Origin of the sequence: Streptomyces sp. NPDC051064 (assembly GCF_044455985.1) — a bacterium.
Taxonomy (GTDB): Bacteria; Actinomycetota; Actinomycetes; order Streptomycetales; family Streptomycetaceae; genus Streptomyces.
On record NZ_JBITFK010000015.1, the window covers coordinates 44,168 to 70,174 of the forward strand.

The window sequence follows — 26,007 nt, forward strand, 5'->3', positions numbered from 1 at the left end:
GCAGGGCCTCACCCGTTGCTGTACTCCCGGACGGTCACCTGCCGGGGGACCTCCGCGGGCCCGCAGCTCGGCTGAGGGGCGGCCAGCGGCAGGCCCGAGGTGTCGTCCAGGAAGACCCGGCGCACCACCCGCTCCGCCGCGTGCCCGTCGTCGTACGGGCAGAACCTGGCCCGGAACGCAGCCCGGCGCTGCGTGGACCGGGGCCCGCGCCAGTGGTCCGTGGCGAAGATCTCGTGCAGCTCCTCCTGGTCACGGGCGACCGCGCCGGGCGGGAAGGCCGCCGGATCGAAGTACGTGCCACGGGCCGCCTCGTACGCCTGGGCGTCCTCCAGGTGCAGGACGACCGGCCGGTCCAGGTTGACGTAGTCGAACATCAGCGACGAGTAGTCCGTGATCAGCCCGTCGGAGGCGAGACAGAGCTCCTCGACGGACGGGTGGGCGCTCACGTCGATGATCCGTGGGTGCCGGATGTGACCGGCGGTGGCCCGGGCCGTCGCGTCCAGGTAGTGGGAGCGGGCCAGGATCACGAAGTGCGGCCCCAGGACGCGGACCAGCTGTTCCAGGTCCAGGGAGTGCCGCTGGGCGCGCCGGTAGTCCCGGTGGGTCGGCGCGTACAGCAGGGCGGTGCTGCCCTCCGGGACCCCCAGGCGCTCGCGCAGCCGCGCGGCCTCCTCGGGGGTCGTGCGGCGGAAGACGTCGTTGCGCGGGCTGCCGTACTCCAGCGTGGTGTAGCCCGACGGGTAGGTGCGCTCCCAGACGAGGGTGGAGTGCTGGTTGGCCGAGAGCGAGTAGTCCCACTTGTCGACGTTGCGCAGCAGCTGGTCGAAGTCCATGGAGCCGGCCGCCGCCGGGCGGTGCACGAGGTCGGTCCCCATGGTCTTCAGCGGGGTCCCGTGATGGGTCTGGAGCAGCACCTGCCCGCGTCTCTTCACGAGCCTGCGGTCGAAGTTGACGTTGTTCACGAGGTATTTGGAGCGTGCCAGCGCCGTCCAGTAGGCGGCCGTCCCCGGGTGCAGCACGCGTGTGGCCTCCGGCACCGAGTGGGCGTCCTCCGGACGGCAGATCCAGGACGTGCGCAGCCCGGGCACGAGGGCCCTGGCCGTGGCCTCCAGCGCGGCGGGGCTGCAGGTGTAGCCGCGGTGCCAGTAGGCGGCGAACACGGCGTCCCCGCTCCGGACGGGCAGCCGCAGCTGGACGCGGTAGTGCAGCTGGAGCGCCGCCGCGCGCACCGCCCGGCGGGTCGCCGAGGCCGCGCGCGCGAGCCTGCCGTGCAGCCGCTGTGCGGCCCACAGGGCGCGGTACGTGCGGTGGGCGCCCAGCCGGAACAGCGCGTGCCGCAGCCGGGTACGGCGGGACACGGGGGCGCCGGGGGCGCGGTAGCGGCGGCAGTGGGCGCGGGCGCGGCGGAAGAACTGGGCCCGGCTGCCGCGCGGCAGCCGGCCCCGGGAGGTGAAGAGGGTCGAGAAGTGGTCGAGCATCCGGCGGAACATCACCGGCCGCCAGACGGCGAGTTCCGGGCGGGCGTCGATGAAGGCGAAGACCCGGTCGTACTGGTCGAAGACGTCGAAGTGCCGGTGGGTGGTGGTGGAGAGGATGTTGCCCCGGCGCCGCTGGCGGTACTGCACGCAGACGCTGTCCAGCACGGCGATCGACCCGGCGGCCATCAGCACCGGGTAGGTCCAGGGGGTGTCCTCGTAGTAGCCGGGCGGGAAGGTGAAGCCCTCGGCCTCGATGAACTCGCGGCGGTAGGCCTTGTTCCAGACGACCATCAGGACCTTGAGCAGCTCGGGCCGCTCCGTGAGCCGGAAGGAGGCGGGGCCGGTCTCGGCGAGGTGCTGGGCGAAGGTGTTGCGTACGCTCTCGCCCGACCAGTACGTACGGGCGTAGTCGTAGACCAGGACGTCGGGGCCGCCGGTGGCTTCCAGGCGGTCGGCGATGGCCTGGAGCGCCTCGGGGGAGAAGGTGTCGTCGCCGTCGAGGAAGAGCAGGTAGTCCCCGGTCGCCCTGGCGACCCCGGCGTTGCGGGCCGGCCCGAGGCCGGAGTTGCGCGGCAGGTGGACGGCGCTGACCCGGGGGTCGCGTACGGCGTACTCGTCGGCGATCGGGCCGCAGGCGTCCGGCGAACAGTCGTCGACCACGATGATCTCGTAGTCCTTGAAGGACTGGTTCAGCACGGAGTCGAGACACGCGTGCAGATACGCCTGGACCCGGTACGCGGGCACGATGACACTGAACCGGGGCACAACACATCCAGGGGTCGCTCGCGGGAGGGCAGGTGGCCCGCAAACGGCCGATGGGGTGACTTGGTTACGTGGAATATGGCATTCGGGGGAAGTACGAGGTAGGGCGGCCCGATCACGAGTGAACGAGCCGCCCTGGTATTGACGAACGTATGTGCTGAAGTGCCGCTTCGCGGCAGCGCGCTACTTGACGGCGCCCGCCATCACGCCGGAGACGAACTGCCGCTGGAAGGCGAAGAACACCGCCAGCGGGATCACCATGGACACGAAGGCGCCGGGCGCCAGCACGTCGATGTTGTTGCCGAACTGCCGGACCTGCTGCTGCAGGGCCACGGTGATCGGCGGGGACTCCGAGTCCGCGAAGATCAGCGCGACCAGCATGTCGTTCCACACCCAGAGGAACTGGAAGATCCCGAGCGAGGCGATCGCGGGGCCGCCGAGCGGCATCACGACCCGGGTGAACAGCCGGATCTCGCCCGCGCCGTCCAGCCGCGCGGCCTCCAGCAGTTCGCGCGGGATCTCGGCGAAGAAGTTCCGCAGCAGGAAGATGGCGAACGGCAGGCCGAACGCCGTGTGGAACATGACCACGCCGAAGGTCGTCTCGAAGATCCCGATGGTGCCGAAGAGCTCGGAGACCGGGATCAGGGCGACCTGCACGGGGACCACCAGCAGCCCCACGACCACCAGGAACCACCAGTCGCGGCCGGGGAACTCCATCCAGGCGAAGGCATATCCGGCGAGCGATCCGATGACGACCACCAGGAAGGTGGACGGGACGGTGATCATGACGGTGCTGAAGAGGGAATCGGTGATGGTCGAGTTGTCCAGCAGGCGCTGGTAGTTGTCGAAGGTGAGCTCGGAGGGTGCGGTGAAGACCTTCCACCAGCCGCTCGCCGCGATGTCCTCGGGCCCGCGCAGCGAGGAGAGCAGCAGCCCGATGGTCGGCATCAGCCAGAACAGGCCCACCAGGATGAGGAAGACCCGCATGGCGCCACCGCCCGCCCGGGCGGCGATCCGGGCGCCGAGGGACTGCTCGGCCTTCGCGGCCGACCCGGCCCGGGAGACCTTCTTGGCCTGTACCGCCTCGGTCGTCGTCACCGGCGCCCCTCCTTCCGCATGCGGCGGATGTTGCTGTGTCTTCCCGGGGGGCGACCCCCGGACCCCCGGCAGGAGGCTGGTGTCGCGCAGGCATGAATCGTCACCGGCGCCCCTCCTTCCGCATGCGGCGGATGTTGAACAGCATCACCGGGATCACCAGCAGCAGCAGGAGTACGGCGATGGCACTGCCGACCCCGAGATCCGCGTCCGTGCCGAACGAGGAGCGGTACAGCTGGAGCGCCAGGACGTTCGCGTCGTCCTGGGACGAGCCCGGCGCGATGATGAAGACCAGGTCGAAGATCTTCAGGACGTTGATCATCAGGGTGACCAGGACCACCGCGAGCACGGGCGCCAGCATCGGCACCGTGATCCGGCGGAACACCTGCCACTCGTTCGCGCCGTCCACCCGCGCCGCTTCGAGGAGTTCGCGTGGCAGTCCCGCCAGGCCGGCGGCGATCAGCACCATCGCGAATCCCGCCCACATCCAGACGTAGCTGCCGATGATCCCCGGCGTCACGAGGGACGGCCCGAGCCAGTCGACCCCGTTGTACGGCTCCCGGAAGTTGTCCGCCGGCAGCCGGAGCAGGGACCCGTCGGCCGAGGCGGGCAGGGTGAACACCCCGTCCGCGCCGGCCGTCGCCGAGGCGACGACCTTGCCGTCCTTCACCGCCTCGACGGTGATGCCCTTGAGGCCGAGCTCCTTCGGATCGACGACGTTGGGTTTGCCGCCGCCGCCCTTGGTGAAGTCGAGCCACGCCGTCCCGGTGATGCCCTCACCCGACGCGGCGGCCGCCTTCGCGGGCTTCGCGTCGCCCGGCATCTTCGCGGGCACCACACCGACCAGCGGCAGGTTCACCGGTTCACCGGCCCCCACCGGTTCCTTCGTGACGAAGGAACCCCCGCCCCCGGCCTTCAGCGGATGGACGGGCAGCGGATGCGCCTTCGGGAAGCCCGAGGACTGCGCGAACGTGTCGTGGACGCCCACCGCGACGGCGTTGGCGACCCCGCGCTCCGGCGCCTGCTCGTACACCAGGCGGAAGATGATGCCGGCGGCCAGCATGGAGATCGCCATCGGCATGAAGACGATCAGCTTGAACGCCGTACCCCACCGGATCCGCTCGGTGAGCACCGCGAAGATCAGGCCCAGCACGGTGGCGACCGTCGGCGCGAACACGACCCAGATCGCGTTGTTCTTGACCGCGGTCCGGATGGTGTCGTCCGTGAACAGCGCCTTGTAGTTGTCGAGGCCCGCGAAGCCGGTGCCGGACTGGTCGAGGAACGAGCGGTAGACGGAGTACACGATCGGATAGACGACGAGTGAGCCGAGCAGCACCAGGGCCGGCAGCAGGAACGCCGCCGCGACGGCCCTCCGGGTGCCGGTCACGCTTCCGCGTGGGCGCTTGCCCTGGCCCGTTCCCGTGTCAGGACGCTTGTCGGCGGGGGGCGCGCTGTCCGCGCCCCCCGCTGTCACTGTGGTCATCCCGTCAGCTCGTGAACGCCTTGGCCGCGTCGGACTCCAGTTTGGCCTGGGTCCCCGCGATGTCCTTCGGGTTCTTCAGGAAGTCCTGGAGCGTCTTCCACTCACCCTTGCCGGGCGTCCCGCCGAACGACTGCGGGGCCTGGTCGGACATGTCGAACCGGACGTCGTCACCGGCGTCGATCAGCGCCTCGGCCATCGTGCGCTGCACGTCGTTCGGGTACGCGGCGGTGTCCAGGGACTTGTTGGGCGAGATGAACCCGCCGGCCTCGGCCCAGATCTTCGCCGAGTCCTTCGAGGCCAGCCAGGTCAGCAGCGCCTGGGCGCCCTTGCTGTCCTTCAGCGCCACGGCCGCGTCCCCGCCCGTCACCACGGGGGAGTCCGCGCCGACCGCCGGGAACGGGAACACCTTGGCGTCCGTGCCGATCTTCGCCTCGGTCTGCGCGATGTTGATGGAGACGAAGTCGCCCTCGAAGACCATGGCGCCCTTGGGCTGGTCGCCGCCGGTGAACGTCTGCGTGACGGATGCCGGGAACTCGGTCTGCAGCGCGCCGTCCGCGCCGCCGGCGATGAGGCTCGGCTTGCCGAAGAGCTCTGCGAGCGTGGTCAGGGCGTCCTTGACGGACGGGTCCGTCCACTTGATCTCGTGCTTGGCCAGCTGGTCGTACTTCTCCGGGCCGGCCTGCGAGAGGTAGACGTTCTCGAACCAGTCGGTGAGCGTCCAGCCGTCCGCGCCGCCGACCGAGACCGGGGTGACACCGGAGGCGGAGACCGTCTCGGCCGTGGTCAGGAAGTCCTTCCAGGTCTTCGGCTCGCTCGCGCCCGCGTTCTCGAACGCCTTGGTGTTGTACCAGACCAGGGACTTGTTGGCGGCCTTGAAGTAGACGCCGTACTGGGTGCCGTCGACCGCGCCGAGGTCCTGCCAGACCTGCGAGTAGTTCTGGCCCAGCTGGGCCCGCGCCTCGTTGCCGACCGGCTTGGCCCACTTCTTGGCAACGGCCTGCTGGATCGCGCCCACCTGCGGGATCATCGCGACGTCCGGGGGCTGGCCGCCCGCGATCTTCGTACCGAGGAAGTTGACGATCGGGTCCTGTGCCGGGACGAAGGTCACCGTGGCGCCCGTCCGTGCCTCGAATTCGTCGAGGACCTTGGTGAAGTTGGCCTGCTCGGGCCCGGTCCAGACCGCGGCCACCGATATCTTCTCGCCGTCCAGCTTCGGCAGAGTGACGCTCGACGCACTGCCCTCGCCCTTGCCGGCGTCGTCGCCCGGCTTGTCCTTGCCGGCGCCGTCGTCACCGCATCCGGTGAGGGCCAGCGCCCCGATCGCGGTGAACACCATTGCGGCCCTACGCATTCGAAGGGTTCTGCGCATCCCTGCCCCGTCTCTCCTGCGCGCGCATGAGCGCGGACCGGCACCAACGGGAGGACCCCGCGGTGCCGTTCACGTCTCACATCGTGCGGTTCACATCGTCCGTGCGCACAGTCCTATGCCCGGCACCCCAGGGCCGCAATACCGCCGCCTGGGCCAACTCCGTGATCGTGATGGGCTCGTGACGTCGTGAGGGGGCGCGGGCCGGACCCTAGGGGATCAGCGGAGGGAGGGGTACCGCGTTCACCGAACGGGCCGCCCTCTCCAGGGCGCTGGCCAGCAGGGCCAGGTCGGTGGGGCCGTTGCCCAGTTCACGGACCGGCCGGCGGGTCGGCGGATCCCCCATCCGCTCCCACTCCAGCGGTACGACGGTGGGGCGCAGGGTCGCCGTGCGCGGGATGCGGCCGGTGACCCGGCCGCCCTGGAACGGGGTCACCCGGCCGTCCGGGTGCCCCAGCCTCCCCCTGCCGGGCGAGGCCTCGTCCGGGGACGGGGGGACGACGGGCGGGTCGAGCACGATGCGCAGCCGGGCGCCCCGGGCCAGCTCCGTGTCCTCGGTGCGGTCCGGGCGGGCGGAGGTGGCGACCAGATGGACGCCGAGCCGCCCGCCGTCCCTGGCCACGGCCTCCAGCACCCGGACCACGGACCCGGCGGAGGGGCGGCCGGGGCTGCCGAGCGCCGGGGCGACCAGGGCGTCGAAGTCGTCGGCCAGGACGACCAGCCGGGGAAGGGGGGAAGGCCCAGGGTCCACCGGGCGGGCCGCGGCGGGCCGTAGCCGAAGAGTGCCGCTGGCGGGCGATTCCAGGTCACCGCGCTGTTCGGCCGAGCCGGCGGCGCGACGGCCGGTGAGCCCCTGCGACTCCTCGTACCGTGCGTGCCATTCCGTGAAGTCCAGGGTGCCGAGCAGCTCGGCACGGCGCTTGAGCTCGCCGCCCAGCGCCTGTGCGAACTCCCGCATGCGTACGGGGTCGGAGGCCACCAGGTGCGTGAAGACGTGCGGGAGCTCCGTGCAGGGGCGCAGTCCTTCGCCGCGCTCCCCGTGCTCGCCGCCCGCCCCGTCGATGAGGAGTATGCCGAGCCGGTCGGGGCGGGCTGCGGAGGCCAGGGAGGCGGCGGCGGCGCGCAGCAGCTCCGTACGCCCGCTGCCCGCGGGGCCCTCGATCAGCAGATGCGGTCCCTCGTCGGCCAGGTCGACGGAGAGCGGGCCCCTGGGGCCGGCGCCGAGGACGATCACGGGCCGGCCCGCGTAACCGGAGGACGTGGGCGCGGGGCCGGGCTCCGCGGAGCCGCTGTCGCGTCGCTGCGCGCCGATACGGGGGGAGGAGCCGCTCCCGCCCGCGGGACTGTAGGCGGAGCGGCCCGAGCCCGAACTGGTCGGCCCGCTGCTCCGGTACGGGGTGTGCCCGGAGTCGGGGGACTCGCGCTGCGCGCCCACCCGCGGCCCGGTGCTCAGGGTGCGGCCCGAGCTCGTCGTGTAGAGGTCCGCGGAGCCCTGCGCGGGGGTGCGCACCGTCGCGCCCGGCTGATCCTCGGCCGTGGAGGCCCAGCGGGCCATCAGGGAGGCCGGGGTGGCCCTGGCGAGGCCCAGCTCGTCCAGCAGGCGCGCGGAGGGGGGCAGGGCCGCCGCTATGGGCCGGCCGGGCAGGCCGGTCGCGCCCTCGTCCCGCAGCGGGGCCAGGGCGCGCCCGAACCGCTCGGCCCAGGCCGCCGACACGGCGTCCACCGCGGCGACCGTGCCGTGGCCGGCGGCCTGGCCGCCCGCCGTGCGCAGGAGCCGCAGCGCGGTCGCGACATCGCCGCTGAGCATGGCCACCGCACCGCACTCGCGGAAGGCGATCGAGGCCCGGCACGCGGTGTCGTAGGTCGCGGCAACCGGGGACGTCGGGGAGGCGGCCGGGGTCTCCGCCAGGCAGATCAGATGGATTCCGGCGGCGGCTCCGGCACCGGCCAGACCCGCAGTGGTCTCGCGCAGGGCCGCGGAGCCGGGGTCGCCGTCCACGATCACCACGGTGTACGGCCCGGCGTGGAGCCGGGCCGCATCGGCCACGGCGGTCCGGTCGGCGCTGGCCCAGCCGTGTCCCAGTGGTCCCTCCTCCATGCGGCGCACCAGCTCCGCCGCGCGGGCGCCCGCCTGCTCACGGTCGTACGCGAGGAGGAGGCGGCAGTCCTGGCCGTGCATGGGGCGCAGATGGGGCAGCCAGCCGAGCCAGGACCACTCGCGCCGCCGCTCCTCCAGGCTCCGGGTCCGGTCCGTGCTGATCAGCACGATCTCCAGGTCGAAGGGGGAGTGCAGCGCGGCGAGCTGCGCCACCGTCGAGCGGGCGAGGCCGGAGAGCCGGGCCCGGGGGCCCGCGAGCCCGAGGGAGCCGGCCTCCCGCAGTCCGACGGTGACCGGCACGGCGGGCAGATCGGCCCGCTCCGTCGTCCCGAGCCGTACGACCAGGGCCTCGGGGTGCGCGGTGTCGCGCTCCCACAGACGGGGGCCGGGGCCGAGCGCCGTGAGGAGCACGGTCGCGGGGTCCGGCCAGGTCCCGGCGGGGGCGGAGGGGGAGCGCGGGGGTACGGAGGGGGCGTGCGGGGCGGACACGGGCTCCGGGCCGGCCGCCGGTGAGTCACCGGACGGCATGCCGTGCGCCTGCTCGCCCTTGCCGCTGGTGAGCCGCCGGGCCCAGGCGCCTATGCCGCGCCTGGGCGCCTCCCCGGGGACGAGCGCGGAGCCGCGGCCGTGGGTGACCTGCACGGAGGCCTCGCCCTGATGGGCGTCGTGGCCGGACGGGCCGTCGTCGTACGCCTCGTGCCCGGTGGGGGCGGAGTCGTACGCGTGGCCGTGCCCGCCGGCCGGTCCCGCGTCGGGCTCCCCGGCGGGTCCCGGGGCGCCGCCCGCGTCCGGGCGGGCCACCCGCAGATGGCCCTCGCCGTCCGGCGTCGTCGTCAGCGTGGGCGTGCGGTCGCCGGGGGTGAGCCGGAGCGTCGACTCACCGAGCCTCAGCAGGGCGCCGGGGACGAGCCGGACCGGGCGGTCGTGGACGTCCGTGCCGTCCAGCGAGGTGCCGTTGGTGGAGCCCAGGTCGGCGACGGAGACACGGCCGTCGTCCGAGACCGTCACGGCGCAGTGCAGCCGTGACACGTCGGGATCGTCGAGCGGGACGTCCGCGTCGGCGGAGCGGCCGATGCGGATCTGCCCGCCGTGCAGCAGGTGGACCCCGCCGGCATCCGGTCCCGCGATCACGTGCAGCCGGGCCGGGACGGCGTCGTCGGCCGCCTCGTCCTCGCCGGGCACCTGGAGCGAGAGCACCGTGCCGTCCACCAGGGGCGGCTCGCCGAGGGCGCAGCGCTGCGGGTCGAGCCGCTCGCGGCCGGCGTACAGCACGGTGGCGCCGCCGCCCAGGGAGTTCTCCGGACCGGACACCGCTGTGGCCAGGGCGGAGGCGACGGCCGCGAGAGCCGTCCCCGCCGGGGCGGTCACGAGCACGTCGCAGGCGCGCGCCGGGGTCTGGCCGCTGCGCGGCGCGAGGACGGTCAGCCGGATCTGCATCGCCGTCAGCGGTCCCTTCTGCGCGGGGCGCCCGGCAGGGGAAATGCCCTGTGATTCCCCCCACCCGGCACGGACGCGTCGTCCGGTACAGGTCGTCACGGAACGTGAGGCTCCAGACCCCACAGTTCTGTGCTGGAGGCATCCTCGCACCTGCCACTGACAACACGCCCGGGGGTGGCCGCTAAGTGATCTTGAATGGCCGAGTGTGGGTGTAAAAGTGCCTGCTTGGTCCTGCCGGGGACGTGCTGCACACTCGTTCGGCAACCAACTCTTCCGTATGGGCGTCTTCCCGTGAACGCAGCGGCAACACGACCGGAGGACGACCGACCGGTGCCCCGTACGACGGCATTAGAGTGGGCCGGAACATCCGGCGGGCCCCGGGGGACCGCAAGCACAACGATCAGCAGGGAGCGCGTGACGTGCGGCCAGTCGGCAGCAAGTACCTGCTCGAGGAGCCGCTCGGACGCGGCGCCACGGGCACCGTCTGGCGAGCCCGCCAGCGGGAGACCGCGGGCGCCGAGGCGGCCGTCGCCGGGCAGCCCGGCGAGACCGTTGCGATCAAGGTGCTCAAGGAGGAGCTCGCCAACGACGCGGATGTCGTGATGCGGTTCCTGCGCGAGCGCTCCGTGCTGCTGCGGCTCACCCACGCGAACATCGTGCGCACCAGGGACCTCGTCGTCGAGGGAGATCTCCTCGCCCTGGTGATGGACCTGGTCGACGGCCCCGACCTGCATCGGTACCTCCGCGAGAACGGCCCGCTCACCCCGGTCGCCGCCTCGCTGCTCACCGCCCAGATCGCGGACGCGCTGGCCGCGAGCCACGCCGACGGCGTCGTGCACCGCGACCTGAAGCCCGCCAACGTGCTGCTCGACGAGCGCAACGGCGAGATGCACCCGATGCTCACCGACTTCGGCATCGCGCGCCTCGCGGACTCCCCGGGGCTCACCCGGACCCACGAGTTCGTCGGCACGCCCGCCTACGTGGCGCCCGAGTCGGCCGAGGGCCGTCCGCAGACCTCCGCCGTGGACATCTACGGCGCGGGCATTCTCCTGTACGAGCTGGTCACCGGCCGTCCCCCGTTCGCGGGCGGTACCGCGCTGGAGGTCCTGCACCGGCACCTGAGCGAGGAGCCCCAGCGCCCCAGCACCCTCCCCGAGCCGCTGTGGACGGTCATAGAGCGCTGCCTGCGCAAGGACCCGGACCAGCGGCCCAGCGCCGTGAACCTCGCCCGTGCGCTGCGTACGGTCGGCGCCGGCATCGGCGTGCACGCGAACTCGGCGCAGATCGCGGCCGCCGAGGGCGTGGGCGCCCTGCTCGCGCCCGACCCGGCGCCCGCCGCCGTCCCGGAGACCCCGGGCGCCGCCGACCCGACCCAGGTGCTGCCGAGCAACGCGGGCTCGTACGACCCGTCGGCCGCGACCAGCGTGATGCAGCAGACCCCGGGCGGGGGCGGCCAGGCGGACCCGACCGCGATGATGCCTCCCGTCCCGCCGCGCCCCGACGGTCCGCCGGGGCCGGACGAGCCGCACCCGTGGCAGTCCCAGCTCCGGGCCGCCCGGGACCGCAACGAGCAGACGCAGGTTCAGTACCTCGACCCGAGCCAGGACCCGCTGCGCCGCCGCCCCCAGCGTCAGCAGCCGCCGCAGGACAGGCAGCCCCAGGGCCGGCAGCCGCAGCGCGCCCAGCAGTACCCGCAGCAGCAGCCCCAGCGCTACCAGCCGCAACCCCAGCAGCAGCGGCCCCCGCAGCCGCAGCGCCAGCAGTACGCGCCCCCGCAGCAGCCCCCGCCCCAGGCCCCGGCCCCGCGCCAGCCCCGGCAGCGCAGCGCCAACCCGATGCGCATCCCCGGCCTCGGCTGCCTCAAGGGGTGCCTGTTCACGGTGGTGCTGCTGGTCGTCGCCGCCTGGCTCATCTGGGAGCTGACACCGCTGCAGGACTGGGTCGCCCAGGGCAAGAGCTTCTGGGACGCCATAGGGGACGGCATCGGCGAGGTCACCGGCTGGTTCGAGGACCTCGGCGGAAGCGGCTCCGGCGGCTCGACCGGTCAGTAACAGCCCCTACTCTGTGTCTTTGTCGACTTCTGTGGGCCCAATTCGCCCACAGAAGTGAAGGTTGGCGCCATCCAGGGCACGCAACACCCCGTTCGCCGCGTAACTTTGTCGACCGGGGGTCAACGCCAGCCGCTGAGGGAGCAGTCTTGGCACGGAATATCGGCAGCCGGTACACCGCCCACCAGATCCTGGGGCGCGGCAGCGCCGGCACGGTGTGGCTCGGCGAGGGGCCCGAGGGCCCGGTCGCCATCAAGCTGCTCCGTGAGGACCTCGCGTCCGACCAGGAGCTCGTGGGCCGCTTCGTGCAGGAGCGCACCGCGCTGCTCGGGCTCGGGCATCCGCACGTCGTCGCCGTCCGCGACCTCGTCGTGGACGGCACCGATCTGGCGCTGGTGATGGATCTGGTGCGGGGCACCGATCTGCGCACCCGTCTGGACCGGGAGCGCCGGCTCGCGCCCGAGGCCGCCGCGGCGATCATCGCGGACGTCGCCGACGGTCTCGCCGCCGCGCATCGCGCAGGCGTGGTCCACCGCGACGTCAAGCCGGAGAACATCCTGCTCGACATGGAGGGACCGCTCGGCCCCGGCGGTTCGCACCCCGCGCTGCTCACCGACTTCGGTGTCGCCAAGCTGATCGACACCCCGCGCCGCACGAAGGCCACCAAGATCATCGGTACGCCGGACTACCTGGCCCCCGAGATCGTCGAGGGCCTCCCGCCGCGCGCCGCCGTGGACATCTACGCCCTCGCCACCGTGCTCTACGAGCTGCTCGCCGGCTTCACGCCCTTCGGGGGCGGCCACCCCGGGGCCGTCCTGCGCCGCCATGTGACCGAGACGGTCGTCCCGCTCCCCGGTATCCCGGAGGAGCTCTGGCAGCTCCTCGTCCAGTGCCTGGCCAAGGCCCCGGCCTCCCGTCTGCGCGCCTCCGAGCTCGCGACCCGGCTGCGGGAGCTGCTCCCGCTGCTGTCCGGGATACCCCCGCTCGACGTCGACGAGCCGGACAACGAGACCGAGCCGCAGGCATACGACGAACAGCAGTACACGCCGTCCCCCGAGGAGCCCCGCCGCCGCGGCGCGGTCCCGCTGGTGCCCGGCTCCTCCCCGGACTCCAACCGGGACACCCACACGAGCATGCGCGTCCCCGCCCCCGACGAGCTCTCCGGCGGCCCCCTCGGCACGGCCCGCGCGCCGCGCGCCCCCGGCCGTCCGCGCCCCGGCTCGGCCCGGAACAAGTCGGCGGCCGTCCGGAAGCGGAGGATCACCCTGGGTGTCGCCGCTGTCGCCCTGTGTGCGGCGATAGGGGTGGGCGGCTGGTTCGCCACGAGCGGCGACGACCCGGGTGCCACCCCCGAGGACACGCGGAATTCGGCTCCGTCGGCCCCCTGAGAGCCGCCCGGAAGGGGCCGGGCTCCGGGGGAGGGACAGGTTCACTCGTCCAGCCGTTACGCTGGACCCGTGGCAGTCGTCGATATTTCCGAAGAGCTGAAGTCCCTCTCCTCGACCATGGGGTCGATCGAGGCCGTCCTGGACCTGGATGCGCTGAGGGTCGACATCGCCGCGCTCGAGGAGCAGGCGGCGGCGCCGTCCCTCTGGGACGACCCGGAGGCGGCGCAGAAGATCACCAGCAAGCTTTCGCACCTCCAGGCCGAGGTCCGCAAGACCGAGGCCCTGCGCAGCCGCATCGACGACCTCGAGGTCCTCTTCGAGCTCGCCGAGGACGAGGGTGACGCCGACGCACGCGCGGAGGCGGAGACCGAGCTGGAGTCCGTCCGTAAGGCCCTGGACGAGATGGAGGTCCGCACGCTTCTCTCCGGCGAGTACGACGCGCGCGAGGCCCTGGTCACCATCCGCGCCGAGGCAGGTGGCGTCGACGCCGCCGACTTCGCCGAGAAGCTCCAGCGCATGTACCTCCGCTGGGCCGAGCGGCACAACTACAAGACCGAGGTCTACGAGACGGCCTACGCCGAAGAGGCCGGCATCAAGTCGACCACCTTCGCGGTGGAGGTCCCGTACGCCTACGGCACGCTCTCCGTCGAGCAGGGCACCCACCGGCTCGTCCGGATCTCGCCGTTCGACAACCAGGGCCGCCGCCAGACGTCCTTCGCGGGCGTCGAGGTGCTGCCCGTGGTCGAGCAGACGGACCACGTCGAGATCGACGAGTCCGAGCTCCGCGTCGACGTGTACCGCTCCTCGGGCCCCGGCGGCCAGGGCGTCAACACCACGGACTCCGCGGTGCGCCTGACCCACCTGCCGACCGGGATCGTCGTGTCCTGTCAGAACGAGCGCTCGCAGATCCAGAACAAGGCGTCCGCGATGAACGTCCTCCAGGCGAAGCTCCTCGAGCGCCGCCGCCAGGAGGAGCAGGCCAAGATGAACGCCCTCAAGGGTGACGGCGGCAACTCCTGGGGCAACCAGATGCGTTCCTACGTCATCCATCCGTACCAGATGGTCAAGGACCTGCGTACGGAGTTCGAGATCGGCAACCCGGAAGCGGTCTTCAACGGCGAGATCGACGGCTTCATCGAGGCCGGCATCCGCTGGCGCAAGCAGAGCGAGAAGTAGCGGCGGCCGTAAGGCTGTCGGGCCCGGACAGGCTTTCCTGTCCGGGCCCTTCCGCGTTCTCACCCCGCCGGGAGAGCAGGGGAGTTGAGGGGGAGCTGTGGTGAATGAGTCACAGTCGTGATTCCGAATACCCGTCAAGAACCCTCATAGTGGCCCGAATGCCCCCGGAACGGCCTTGACGTAGTCCTTAACTCTGGACAGGGTGCTAGAGCAGCACGCGTATGTCTGGGACAGGTGTGAACGGGGGCGGGCGGGATGACCACGGTACGGCGTGGCCCTGCAGAGAGTGTGACCCCGCAGGGCCGTGGACCGCATATGGCTGCTCCATCGACAAGATCAGCTACTGGGGGTAGCAACAGATGACCAAGAAGACGCGAATCCGCGTCGCGCGGATAGCCGCTGGTGCGGTTATCGCTGCGGGTGCCTCGCTCACGGCCGCGGGCGCGGCCCAGGCGGCGGGCATCGGGCTCGGCCTCGGGGTCAACGAGGCCGGGGTCAGCGCCGACGTCGACGTCGATCTGGGCCTCGGCGACGAGCCGCCGAACCCGGGCGACACCATCGAGCCGCCGAACCCGGGTGAGGAGCCGCCGACGGAGGAGCCGCCGACGGAGGAGCCTCCCACCGAGGAGCCGCCGACGGAGGAGCCCCCCACCGAGGAGCCTCCCACCGAGGAGCCCCCGACGGAGGAGCCGCCCACCGAGCAGCCTCCGACCGACGAGCCGACCGACGAGCCCACCGACGGCCCGACGGACACGCCCACCGACGGTTCCACGGACGCGCCCACCGGTGCCCCGTCGGACCCGTCCTACCCGGACGCCGGTGACAACACCGACACCGACAGCGTCGGCAACCAGCCGGTCGAGCAGGGCAAGGGCAAGGACGAGCTCGCCGAGACCGGTGCGGCCGAGACCACGTTCCTGCTGATCGGTGCCGCGACGATGATCGCCGGTGGCATCGGCTTCCGCATCCTGCCGCGTCTGGCCGGCGGCGGTCGTACGGCCGCCTAGCAGCCGACGGCGGTACACGCACGCACAGAGGGACCCGGTCCGCTTTCGCGGGCCGGGTCCCTCTGCGTGTGGGGGGCGTGTGGGGGGGGGATGGAACGAACCGTCAGGCCGTGGTGTCGGCCGCCTGCCGGGTTTCCGTGGCGGGGGACGCCTCGGCCTTCGCGGACGCCGGGGTGCTCTCCTCCGAGGCGCTCTCCTTCTTCGCGGAGGAGAAGCTGACGGCGGCGCAGACCACCGCGATCGCACCGACGACGTACCAGTTGAGGCCCGGGATGTCGGTGGAGTGCGAGAGGTCGTAGAGCGCGCCGGCGGCGAGGGTGCCGACCATGTTGCCGAAGCTGCGGAAGAAGTGCATGGCGCCCATCGCCCGCGCGAGGCGGTCCGCCGGCATCCGGTTGGCGACCCAGAGGTCGAAGGACGGCGTGAACAGGATGTCGCCGAAGACCACGACCAGGCAGCCCACGACCACCCACACCGAGGTCTGTCCGGCTCCGAACAGGGCGTACGCCGCCGCCATCGCGAGGAACGCGACACCCATGACCTGACCGGGCCGCAGGTGCTTCGACATGTAGCGGAACGCCGGGTACTGAAGCACCAGGAGCGCCAGGCCGGTGATCCAGAAGGGGGTGGAGACCGGCAGGTCCGCGGCGAACTCCTCCATGTGCAGCGGCATGCCGACCAGGAAGCTGATCGACAGGATCCAGAAGACGCTGGAGAGCAGGAAGTAGCTGCCGCCACCGCCGAGCTGCAGGCCCTTGAGGATCGCCACGTTGACCAGCGGGGTGTCCTTGGGCGCCGGGGCTGCCTGCCCGCCCGCGTCGGCCGGGATGAACGAGGCCGCCGCCGCGCAGTAGCCGGCGAACAGGACGAACACCACCAGGAACAGGACCGTCATCGAGGAGCCGAGGAACAGACCGCCGATCACGGCGCCCGCGATGACACCGAGCTGGCAGGACATCTGGAACGAGGAGAAGGCCTTGGGCCGGTCCGCCTCGGGCAGCGTGCCGAGGATGTTCTTCAGCCCCGGGAAGGAGATCCCCGAGCCGAAGCCGACGAAGAAGGCCAGCAGGCTGTAGAACGGCACCCCGTCCGCGAAGCCCATCCCGCCGAGCGCGACGGCCTCCACGGCGATGCCCGCGATGATGCTCGCGCGGGTTCCGAACCGGGCCGCGACACCCTCGTAGAAGAAGGTCGCGCTCAGCCGTCCCACGTACGTCAGGAACATCACGAACCCGGCCCAGAAGCCGCTGTACTCCACGCCGAGCGTCGAGATCAGATGCGGGAACCAGATGTAGTTGCCGATGTGGGCGAGCGCGATGCCGGAGTTGACGCCCAGCAGCACCTTGCGGGTCTGCGGGCTCAGGACATGGCGTTCCTGGCTGCTCATGCGGTGACCTTTCCTCGGGTGGGGGTGGCGCGCAGGTCCTGGATGGCCGCCACGACCGCCGCACGGTCCACGGCCACGCCCCGCACGTACGTGGCCCGGGGAAGCTGCGACAGGGGCTGACCGGCCGCGGCCGGGGCGATCAGGTTGAACGTGGCCGGGCGGCCCTCCGCGATGAGATCCGTGCCGGGCTCGCGTCCGGACAGTTCGTCGAAGAAGCCACGGGCCGTGGTCGTCGCCGTACGCAGCAGCGCCTCGCGCAGACCGGGCTTGCCCAGGTCGTCGCCGGCCAGCAGGTCCAGCTCGCCCTTGAGCGCGTCGCCGTGGAACGCACCGGTGTTGCCGCAGTCGGTGCCGATCAGCAGCGCGCCGCGTTCCAGTGCCGCCAGGCTGTTGTCGCGCATGTTGACCAGCGCGGCGGTCCGGGTGTCCTGGACCTCGTACTGGATGCCGAACGGCTCCTCGATCTTCGACACGTAGTCGAGGTTGGCGAGGTCCTGGGTCTCGCGGAACCCGGGCCGCTCGTACTCGCGCAGGAAGTCCTCGCGCTCCATGATCATGGGGCGCAGACCGCTGAGCGTGGACACGAACCGGGCGCCCTCGAGCGCCTGCCAGTCCGCGGCCGACAGCATGAGGTCGCGCACCGGGTGGGCGAAGATGCGGAAGCCGAAGGCGTAGGCCTGCATCACCTCGTCGCGGGTGTTGCAGTCGATGACCGTCTTCAGGCCCTGCTCGGCGGCGAGCCGGGGTACGTGTGCCAGGAGGTTGCCCGGGAGCCGGGAGAAGCGCTTGGTGCTCTCCGGCTGTTCGGCGCCCTCGGTGTACATGACCTTCAGGAAGGTCGCGCCGCGGGCCTTGTTGGCCGCGAGCACCGTCGCCAGGTCCTCCTGGACGCTCAGCATGAAGACGGGGGCCGGGAATTCGACGCCGTGGCCGTAGTGGCCGTCGAGGTCCTTGGTCGCCGTGGCCGCGTAGCCGCAGTGGGCCACCTCGGGCCAGGGGAGGGGTGACTCCTGCCTGCCCTTCTCCCAGCCCTCCTTGACGAGCGGGAAGCCGAACATGTCCACGACGTGCGTGACCCCGTGGTAGAGGTACTGCATCGCGGAGATGCGCGGGTCGTCGAGCGAGTCGTCGAAGTTGGCCGGGAGCGCCAGGTGGGCGTGGGCCTCGGTGAAGCCGGGCCACAGCTCCGGGGTGTCCGCGTCGTTCACGTCGCGGTCGGCGACGGCCCGGACGGAGGAGAAGTGACCGTCGTCGACGGTGACGTCGTACAGGGTGGCCGGATCGAGTTCCGGAATCGCGACGCGCATCAGCGGGCCACCTGGACCTTGATGGTGAAGTCGATGTCGTCGAGGGCGGCCCGGACGCGGCCGGTGGCCTCGTCGCGGTTCTTGCCGGTGTAGATGAGGTGGCCGAGCCAGTCGAAGTTGCTCTTGGAGAGCCGGGACACGGTGCGGCCGGGCTTGGCGTAGGCGAGCGCCTCCTCGAAGCCCGGGGTTCCCTTGAGCTTGTCGAAGCCGATGGAGACGAGCTCCCCGTCGACGGGCGAGCCGAACCAGTGGCCGCCCGCGATGACGTCACCGGGGACCGGCAGTTCGGGCGTCTCGCCGAGGGCCTGGCGGATGACCTCCAGGTAGGGGTTGACGCCGCTGGAGAGCTCCATCAGCTGCGGCACGATGCCACCGGTGAGCCGGCCGTTCACCTCGCAGAGGACGGGACCGTCGGCGGCGAGGAAGTACTCGGCGTGGATGAAGCCGAAGTCGACACCGAGACCCTTGAGCACCTTCTCGTTCATCGCGAACAGCTCGTCCTGCAGCGGGTGGCCGCTGAAGTAGGTGAGACCCATCTCGATGAAGTACGGGAAGCCGCTCAGGTTGCGGTCGGTGATCCCCAGGTTGACGATCTCGCCGCTCTGCAGCACGCACGCCTCGACCGAGACCAGCTCGCCCTCGATGAACTCCTCGACGACGATCTCCGGGATGCGGGTGACGCCGCGGCCGTAGTCGTCCACCGTCGCCAGCTCGGCCAGGTAGTCGGTGAGCTCCTGGTCGTCGCGGAGGAGGAGCACGTGCAGGCTGGCGGTGCCGTCGGACGGCTTCACCACGCAGGGGAAGCCGATCTCGTGGACCGCGGCCGCCATGTCCTTCGGGTCCGAGACGGCGACGAAGCGCGGCTGGCGGACGTCGGTGTTCTCCAGCGTGAGGCGGGTGCGGTGCTTGTGGCGGGCGTTGAGGGCGCCCTCCACGCTCATCCCGGGCAGACCGAGCGAGCGGGCCACCGAAGCGGCGTGCACCGTGTGGTACTCGCTGTAGGTCATGACGCCGTGGACGGGCTTCCGCGCGTTGATCTCCTTGGCGAGCCGCTCCAGCTCGTCGATGGAGAAGGCCTCGGTGCTCTTGATCACGTCGCACTTGTCGTGTGCGAAGGCCGCCTCGGCCAGCGGCGAGGCGCCGAGGTAGAAGTCGGGGTCGGCGGAGACGAAGGTGACGTCGTGGCCCAGCTCCAGGGCGTTGGCGATGCCGGCGATGCCGTTCGGGTTGCATTCGACCATGAGGATGTGCATGAGAAATCCTTAGTTTCGAAGGGGGTTCGGAGAGTTCCGGAGAGTCCGGGGGCCTAGTGATCAGACCTGCGCAGCTCGGCCGTGGCGGAGAGGACGGCGGGCAGATCGAATCCGAGCCGGGCCATCACCTCGTGGTGGTCGCCGCCCTCGGCCGGCCAGGAGTGGCCCGCGTTCACACCCACGACCTCGCACCGGGGCATCAGCAGCGCCAGGGCCTCGGCGACACCGCCCTCGCGCCGGTGCTCCTCGACGACCACGAACCGGCTGTGGTTCCCGGCCAGTTCGGCGGCCGCCCGGGTCAGGTTGTCGTGGTCCAGGTACACGAGGTGGGCGTGGGCGAGCTCCGGGTGCCGCTCCCGTGCTTCCAGGGCGAGGCGGGTGCCCTCCTCGCCCACGGAGACCAGGCAGGGTTCGCCGCTCGTGCCGGTGGAGTCCCAGGCGACCAGGGGGAGTTCGCCGTCCTGGCCGGGCAGCGAGGTGTATGCCGCGTTGCGTCCGGTGCGGATGTAGTGCGGCTTCCCCGAGCGGGCCGCGGCGCGTACGACCGCCCGCATCTCGGCCTCGCCGTACGGCGCCGCGATGGTCACGCCGGGCACGCTGCGCAGGACGGCCAGGTCCTCCAGGCAGTGGTGCGTCGTGCCGAACCAGGCCCCGGAGACACCGGCGTACGGTGCGACGACGGTGACCCCCGCGTTCAGATAGCCCAGCGTCAGCTTGAGGCTCTCCGCCGCCCTGAGCGCCGCGAACGGCGCGAAGGTGGAGAGGAACGGCCGGTAGCCGCCCACCGCCAGCCCGGCGGCCATGTCGACCATGGCGCCCTCGGCGATGCCCAGGTTGAAGAACCGGTCGGGATGGGCCCGCTGGAACGGATGGTTCTTGCCGCCGAGGTCCGCCTCCAGGCAGACCACCCGGGGGTCCTCCTCGGCGATCCTGGTGAGCTCGTCGCGGTAGGCGTCCCGGCCCGGGAGCGCCGTGCGGGGCTCCGTGATCGTCGCCGTCATCGGATCGCTCGCTTCCACTTGGCGGCGCGCGCCGCGTCGATGGTGACGTAGTGGGAGGCGGCCTTGCCCTCCACGGCGGGCACGCCCTTGCCCTTCACCGTGTCGGCGACGACCGCGAGCGGCCGGGTGGCGCCCGAACGGTCGCCGGACAGCACCTCGGTGAGGGCGGTGAGATCGTGACCGTCCACCTCGGCCGTCTCGAATCCGAAGGCGGCGAAGCGCTCGGCGAGCCGCGGCAGGGGCGAGACGTCAGCGACCATGCCGTCGTTCTGTCCGCCGTTGCGGTCGACGACCAGCACGAAGTTGCCCAGCCGCTGGGCGGCCGCGACCTGGCAGGTCTCCCAGACGAGGCCTTCCTGCAGTTCTCCGTCGCCCGTCACGGCGATGCCGAGACCCGGCTTCCGGCCGAGCCTGCGGGACATCGCCCAGCCGGCCGCGTACGGCACACCGTGTCCGAGGCTCCCGGTCGGGAACCGCACACCGGGGACCTTGGGCCCGGGATGGCCGGTGTACGGGTGCCCGGCCATGCCGTACAGCGGCGCCGGGTTCTCGGGCAGGCTGCCGTTCACGTACAGCGCCGCGTACAGCCCCGCGGCGGCGTGGCCCTTGCTGAGGACCACCTCGGTGCCGTCCCCGGACGAGGCCCGGTGCAGCGCCGCGATCAGGATGTCCAGCACGGACAGGCTGCCGCCGAGATGGCAGCCGCGCGGACTCGCCGCCATGTCGACGACGAGCCCGCGGGCCTCCAGCGCCCGCTCGGCCAGCAGGATGTGGCCGGCGTCGGGGGCGCCCACGGTGTCCGCCGTGTCGGCGGAGTCCAGGGTGTCGGTCAGCAGGGTCATCATCGGCTCCCTTCCGGCAGGGCGAACCAGCGGGCCACCGCGTCGGCCAGGAGCGACCGCGCGGTGCGGTACTCCTCGGCGCCGATGCGCTCCTCGTCGGTGTGGTCGAGCGCGGAGTCGCCGGGGCCGTAGGCGACCATCGGCACCCCGCGCCAGGTGGTGGCGAGGGTGTTCATGTCGGAGGTGCCCTTCTTGACCACGAACCTCGGCCGGATGCCGGCCTGGCCGAAGGCGCGGGAGAAGACCTTCACCAGGGAGCTCGTGCGCCCCCCGCTGTGGCCGGGGGTGGCCCGCTCCACCGCGATCTCGAGGGCGTCGTCGCCGTGCGAGAGGGCGGCCGTGCGCAGGGCGTCGAGGTCGGCGCCCGGCGGTACCCGGAAGTTGAGGATGCCGACGGCACGGTGCCGCTCCCGGCCGGTCTCGCAGCGGACGTCGATGACGGCGCTGAGGGCGTCCGGAGCCTGCTCCAGCACCGAGGTCCTGATGGACTCGACGGCGCGGATCAGTGTGTCGGGGGCGGAGACGGCGTCCATGCCGGCCGAGTGACCGCTGTCGACCCAGGCCGTGACCCGCAGCTTGAACAGGCCGTAGTAGCCGAGCGTCAGCTTGTCGCTGCCACTGGGCTCGCCGATGACGACGGCGTCGGCCGGATAGTGGTCCCGGGCGTGGAAGGCGCCCTTCGAGGAGGAGATCTCCTCCTCGACCGCGCCCACCACTCGCAGCCTGCCGTCGGCGGGGACCTCGGCGGTGGCCAGCACCTCCAGGAAGGCGGCCAGGCTGCCCTTGGCGTCCACGCTGCCGCGGCCGTGCAGTTCGCCCTCGCGCCACTCGGCGGGCCAGTGGTGCGGAACGGTGTCCAGATGGCCGAGCAGCAGCAGGCCCCGGTCCCCGGCGCCCTTGGTGGCCACCAGGTTCCCGGCAGCGTCGATCTTGGCGTCGATGCCCCGCTCGGTGCACCAGTCGACCAGGTAGGCGGCGAGTTCGTGCTCGTCCCCGGAGACCGACGGCACCCCGACCGCACGGCCGAGCAGCGTCAGGTCCGTCTCCGGGGCGCTGCCGCGCCAGAAGCGGGTCCAGCCGGCCGGATCGGCCAGCGTGTGCGGGCCCGTGATGGCGATGTCGGCGCTGCCGCCCTCCAGTGCCATCTCGGCGGCGCGCACCTTCTGCCGCATCCTGCCGCCGGCGTACCGGGCCGCTTCGCCCTGGTGCGCGTGGGGCAGCGTCGAGGCCGGGTCCGAGGGGTCGGTGAGCAGCCCCGCGGTGCCGGTGACCAGGCGCAGGTGGTCGGCGCCCAGCGCGTTGGACAGGGCGGCGGCGAGTACGTCGGCGTCCACGTTCAGCGGGGCGCCGCCGTCCCGGTCACGTACCGGAGCGGAGAGGCACACCACGTCGTACGCCTCCAGCAGCGCCTTCAGCCGGGCGGTGTCCGTCTCGACCGGTACGCCTGCCCGGTGGTCGCGGACCACCCGGGTGCGGCCCTCGGGGCTCACCGTCTTCAGCGGCCGGTTGGCGCGGCCGGTGACCAGGCCGCCGCGTGCGGCGACCGCGGTGAACACGTCTAGACCGAGCGCGCGCAGGCCGTCCTCGACGGCGGGCAGGGTGACCCGCTCGTAGGCGTCGACCAGGTGCGTCATCTCGGCGGGCGGGCAGTAGCGCACCGCGTCGCCGTTGGCGAGCCGCAGTTCGGGCATCGGCCGGCCGAGGGCGGCGTAGTGCTGCTCGATGCCGACGGCACCCCCCGCGACCAGCAGCAGACGGGCGCCGCGGGCGACGAGTGCGGCCAGTTCGGTGTGGATGGTGCCGCGGTCGAGGGTGGCGCTGCCGACCTTGACCACGTACAGGGGGCGGGTCACGGCGCCACCGCCGCGCAGCTGAGACCGGTCCACTCGGTGTAGCCGAGGGCCAGGTTCATCGCCTGGACGGCCTGGCCGGCCGCGCCCTTGATGAGATTGTCGATGGCGGAGATGGACACGCACTGGTTCCCCTCGACGGAGACCGCGACCTCGGCGATGTTCGAGCCGACGACGGCCTTGAGCATCGGGAAGTCCTGCGGGGCCTTCGGCGACGGCCGCACCCGCACGAACGCCTTGCCCGTGTACGCCTTGGCGTAGGCGCGCTTGACGTCGAGCGGGCTGACGCCGTCCTTGAGCCGGCTGTACGCCGAGATCAGGATGCCGCGCGGCACGTCCAGGCTGTGCGTGGAGAAGCGCAGCTCGGGTGCCGTACCGGTGAAGTGCTTCAACGCCTGGGTGATCTCCGGCAGATGACGGTGCCCGTGCAGCTTGTGGACCCGGAAGTTCCCGGAGCGCTCCGCCGGCTGCTCGGAGCCGCCGCGGCCGCCGCCGGTGGAACCGGTCTTCGCGTCGACCACCACGTCCTGTTCGGCGAGGTCCTCGGCGAAGAGGGGGTACAGCGCGTAGACCGTGGCGACGGCCATGCAGCCGGGCAGGTTGATGAACCTGCCCTCCGGCAGGGACTCCGACAGGTCCGGTACGAAGTAGTCGAAGGCGTCGGCCGGCGGATGGGCCACCGATGCCGGGTAGTGCTTCGCCAGCTCCTGCGGGTTGTCCAGCCGGAAGTCCCCGGCCAGGTTGAGCACGTACTTCGCGCGGTCCGCGATCTGCGGGAGCCGCTCGGGCAGCGCGCCGGTGGGCAGGCAGGTGATCGCCACGTCGACCTCGCCCAGCTGGTCCAGCGGACGCAGCTTGATGCCGGCGAGCCGCGGATGGTTGCGCAGCCACGGGTGGACGGCGCCCACCTGCTTGCCCGCACCGCGCTCGGCGGACAGGAACGCGAGTTCCACATGGGGGTGGTTGAGGAGCAGCCGGATGACTTCGCCGCCGGTGTAGCCGCTCGCGCCGATGACGGCGACGCGGATCTTCCCGTCGGAGAACGTGCTCTGGAAGGTCGTCTGCTCAGCCAAGGCGGGCCGCCTTCTCATAGGGACGGCGGTAGTCGCCGGCCTCGACGAGCTTGCGGATGGCGTCCGGGCGCCGGGCGACCTTGGTGAAGGCGTCCGCGTAGCGCAGCGCCCGCTCGTACTCGACCGGTGAGCGCAGCTCGCGGCAGAGGACCAGGGTCGAGTCGAGCATGGCGAGGGTCGCCGGGAAGTCCTCGGGCCTGTGGTCGCGTACCGCGCCCGGGTTCAGCGTGAACGGGTAGCCGTTGCCGAAGCCCGCACGGTGCACGAACGGCAGGTGGCAGGGGATCGGGGTGTTCTGCCACTCGCGAGCCGGTACGCCCTCGGCGACGAGCAGCTCGTGCACCGCCTCCTTGACCGCCCACACCGGGAGGTCCTCGAGACCGACGGCCTCGGGGACCAGGGTGATGCGGTACATGTTGTAGGCGTGGACGTGGCCCTCGGGGACGTACGGCGCCCGGAAGAATCCGGTGGCGTCGATCGTGTCCGCGATCAGGCGCGCGTTTCGGGCCCGTACCTCGTCGTAGTACGGCAGGCGCTCCAGCTGGCTGTGGCCGAACGCCGCGGCGACCCACGACATCTCGTAGTCGATGCCGTTGCGCAGGGTGAAGTCGGACGCGCGCCGGTGGGCCTCCTCGGTGGAGAAGAAGGCGATACCGCCCTCGCCGCCGAGCGGGAAGTTCTTGTCGGCCATCAGGCTCTGTCCGGCGGCGTCGCCGAACGAACCGGCGATACGGCCGCCGATGCGGGCCGAGTGGGCGTGCGAGGCGTCCTCGACGAGCGCGATGCCGTGCTTGTCGGCGAGGGCGCGCAGCGCGGGCACATCGGCCGGCAGGCCGTGCACGTGTACGGGCATGATGGCGCGGGTCCGGCCCGTGACGGCTGCTGCCGCCGCCGCGGGGTCCATGCAGTACGTCCGCGGGTCGATGTCGACGAACACCGGGACGGCGTGGGCGGCGACGACGGCCTGCGCGGTGGCGATGAAGGTGAACGCCGGGACGATGACCTCGTCGCCCGGCTGCACGCCGGCGCCGACGAGGGCCAGGTGCAGGCTGGAGGTGCCGCTCGCGGTGGGCAGCGCGTACTCGGCGCCCACATAGGCGCGATAGGCCTCGGCGAAGTCGGCGACGACCTTCTCGGGCGCTCTCCGCTGGGAGAGCATCAGGTTGAAGACGTCCTCCTTGGTGATGACCGGGAAGAGCGTGCGGCGCAGCTCCTTGGGGATCAGCGCCTCGCCGCCGAGGGCGGCCAGCTCCGATGTGAGCTCCTCGGCGGAGGGCAGCGGAAGCGGGGCGGAGGGAAAGTCGGTGATCATGACGGGGCTCCGGTGGTGAGGGGACGCACGGCCTGTGTGAGGGCCATGCGGGCGCAGGCCGCTACGAGCGGGCTCAGTCGGTAGTTGAACTGCACGCCGGGGATCAGCTCCGCCTCCGACTCCTCCTGCGTCCACATCGTGCGCAGGTCGTGGGCGCCGAAGATCTTGAGCCGCTCGGCGCGTGCCCACACGGTGCGGTCGTCGGTCAGTACGGCGGCGGCGGGACCGAAGCCGAGACCGGTGAGGTCGACGACCAGGGCCGGTGCCCGCAGGGCCCGGGCCTGCTCGTCGAGCAGGTGGGCCCGGCCGGCGTCCAGCGAGATGTGCTCGAAGACGGCGGGACCCGGCTCCTCCGCCACGCCGACGCCGAGCCAGTTCAGGAACGCGGCGTCCTTGGGGGACAGTTCAGGCACGCTGACGGTGTCTCCGTGCCCGATGCCCTGACCGGCGAGCGCCGCGTGCACGGCTGCGCTGCGACTGTTGACGAGTACGGCGTGGGCGCGCCCGGTCCGCTTGGTCAGCAGGCGTTCCAGGCCCGGCAGTTCGCGATCGCTCTTCTCGATGCTCATGACCACACCGGAGGTCATCACCCGGGTGAGCACGGTGGCTGTGTCGAACAGTTCCATGAGATCTGTCTTCCTTCG

18 protein-coding genes are annotated in these 26,007 nt (G+C 72.0%); 4 read left to right on the forward strand and 14 right to left on the reverse strand.

All coding sequences use genetic code 11. The features are described from left to right. Positions 1 to 8: 8 nt before the first annotated feature. The 5 genes from ACIBCU_RS36330 to ACIBCU_RS36350 all read right to left on the reverse strand — a co-directional run bounded on the left by ACIBCU_RS36330 (position 9) and on the right by ACIBCU_RS36350 (position 9,719). Positions 9 to 2,243 (reverse strand): CDP-glycerol glycerophosphotransferase family protein, encoded by a 2,235-nt coding sequence (locus tag ACIBCU_RS36330; RefSeq protein ID WP_399236777.1) that lies wholly within the window; start codon positions 2,241 to 2,243, stop codon positions 9 to 11. A 180-nt stretch (positions 2,244 to 2,423) separates the two neighbouring features. After that, a complete protein-coding gene (locus ACIBCU_RS36335) occupies positions 2,424 to 3,338 on the reverse strand; it encodes a carbohydrate ABC transporter permease (protein WP_362927038.1) in 915 nt (304 codons plus the stop codon). A gap of 100 nt (positions 3,339 to 3,438) precedes the next feature. Beyond that, positions 3,439 to 4,818: a carbohydrate ABC transporter permease gene (locus ACIBCU_RS36340; protein WP_399236779.1), complete on the reverse strand. Its 1,380-nt coding sequence runs from the start codon at positions 4,816 to 4,818 to the stop codon at positions 3,439 to 3,441. Positions 4,819 to 4,822: 4 nt separating this feature from the next. Beyond that, on the reverse strand, positions 4,823 to 6,154 hold the full coding sequence (locus ACIBCU_RS36345; protein WP_399236827.1) for an ABC transporter substrate-binding protein: 1,332 nt from the start codon (positions 6,152 to 6,154) through the stop codon (positions 4,823 to 4,825). 241 nt (positions 6,155 to 6,395) lie between these two features. After that, a complete protein-coding gene (locus ACIBCU_RS36350) occupies positions 6,396 to 9,719 on the reverse strand; it encodes an FHA domain-containing protein (protein WP_399236781.1) in 3,324 nt (1,107 codons plus the stop codon). Positions 9,720 to 10,138: 419 nt separating this feature from the next. Here ACIBCU_RS36350 and ACIBCU_RS36355 point away from each other — a divergent pair, with 419 nt between their 5' ends. From ACIBCU_RS36355 to ACIBCU_RS36370, 4 genes are all read left to right on the forward strand, one after another. Beyond that, the gene (locus ACIBCU_RS36355; protein WP_399236783.1) at positions 10,139 to 11,770 is read left to right on the forward strand and encodes a serine/threonine-protein kinase; all 1,632 of its coding nucleotides are present in this window, start codon (positions 10,139 to 10,141) and stop codon (positions 11,768 to 11,770) included. 146 nt (positions 11,771 to 11,916) lie between these two features. Beyond that, a complete protein-coding gene (locus ACIBCU_RS36360) occupies positions 11,917 to 13,155 on the forward strand; it encodes a serine/threonine-protein kinase (protein WP_399236785.1) in 1,239 nt (412 codons plus the stop codon). Positions 13,156 to 13,224: 69 nt separating this feature from the next. Next, entirely contained in the window at positions 13,225 to 14,331 is a 1,107-nt protein-coding gene (gene prfB / locus ACIBCU_RS36365; protein ID WP_399236787.1) for a peptide chain release factor 2, read from the forward strand. A 359-nt stretch (positions 14,332 to 14,690) separates the two neighbouring features. Beyond that, the gene (locus ACIBCU_RS36370; protein WP_362927030.1) at positions 14,691 to 15,338 is read left to right on the forward strand and encodes an LPXTG cell wall anchor domain-containing protein; all 648 of its coding nucleotides are present in this window, start codon (positions 14,691 to 14,693) and stop codon (positions 15,336 to 15,338) included. 103 nt (positions 15,339 to 15,441) lie between these two features. Here ACIBCU_RS36370 and ACIBCU_RS36375 read toward each other — a convergent pair whose 3' ends face one another. Genes ACIBCU_RS36375 through ACIBCU_RS36415 form a run of 9 tightly spaced genes read right to left on the reverse strand, consistent with a single transcriptional unit; the run spans position 15,442 to position 25,989 of the window. Continuing rightward, complete coding sequence (locus tag ACIBCU_RS36375) at positions 15,442 to 16,725, reverse strand: MFS transporter (RefSeq protein WP_399236790.1); 1,284 nt, start codon at positions 16,723 to 16,725, stop codon at positions 15,442 to 15,444. Continuing rightward, entirely contained in the window at positions 16,722 to 18,032 is a 1,311-nt protein-coding gene (locus tag ACIBCU_RS36380; protein ID WP_362927028.1) for a hydrolase, read from the reverse strand. The genes ACIBCU_RS36375 and ACIBCU_RS36380 overlap by 4 nt, the downstream gene beginning before the upstream one ends. Then, positions 18,032 to 19,285, reverse strand: a complete 1,254-nt coding sequence (locus ACIBCU_RS36385) for an ATP-grasp domain-containing protein (RefSeq protein WP_399236792.1) — start codon at positions 19,283 to 19,285, stop codon at positions 18,032 to 18,034. Before ACIBCU_RS36385 ends, ACIBCU_RS36380 begins: the two co-directional genes overlap by 1 nt. 53 nt (positions 19,286 to 19,338) lie before the next feature. Then, complete coding sequence (locus ACIBCU_RS36390; RefSeq protein ID WP_362927025.1) at positions 19,339 to 20,286, reverse strand: transketolase; 948 nt, start codon at positions 20,284 to 20,286, stop codon at positions 19,339 to 19,341. Further along, entirely contained in the window at positions 20,283 to 21,128 is an 846-nt protein-coding gene (locus ACIBCU_RS36395; protein ID WP_399236795.1) for a thiamine pyrophosphate-dependent enzyme, read from the reverse strand. Before ACIBCU_RS36395 ends, ACIBCU_RS36390 begins: the two co-directional genes overlap by 4 nt. Next, complete coding sequence (locus tag ACIBCU_RS36400) at positions 21,128 to 22,981, reverse strand: M20/M25/M40 family metallo-hydrolase (protein ID WP_399236797.1); 1,854 nt, start codon at positions 22,979 to 22,981, stop codon at positions 21,128 to 21,130. Before ACIBCU_RS36400 ends, ACIBCU_RS36395 begins: the two co-directional genes overlap by 1 nt. After that, complete coding sequence (gene argC / locus ACIBCU_RS36405) at positions 22,978 to 24,051, reverse strand: N-acetyl-gamma-glutamyl-phosphate reductase (RefSeq protein ID WP_362927022.1); 1,074 nt, start codon at positions 24,049 to 24,051, stop codon at positions 22,978 to 22,980. Before argC ends, ACIBCU_RS36400 begins: the two co-directional genes overlap by 4 nt. Further along, positions 24,044 to 25,363 (reverse strand): DegT/DnrJ/EryC1/StrS family aminotransferase, encoded by a 1,320-nt coding sequence (locus ACIBCU_RS36410; protein ID WP_399236799.1) that lies wholly within the window; start codon positions 25,361 to 25,363, stop codon positions 24,044 to 24,046. Before ACIBCU_RS36410 ends, argC begins: the two co-directional genes overlap by 8 nt. Then, positions 25,360 to 25,989 (reverse strand): DegT/DnrJ/EryC1/StrS family aminotransferase, encoded by a 630-nt coding sequence (locus ACIBCU_RS36415; RefSeq protein ID WP_362927020.1) that lies wholly within the window; start codon positions 25,987 to 25,989, stop codon positions 25,360 to 25,362. The genes ACIBCU_RS36410 and ACIBCU_RS36415 overlap by 4 nt, the downstream gene beginning before the upstream one ends. Between the last annotated feature and the right edge of the window lie 18 nt (positions 25,990 to 26,007).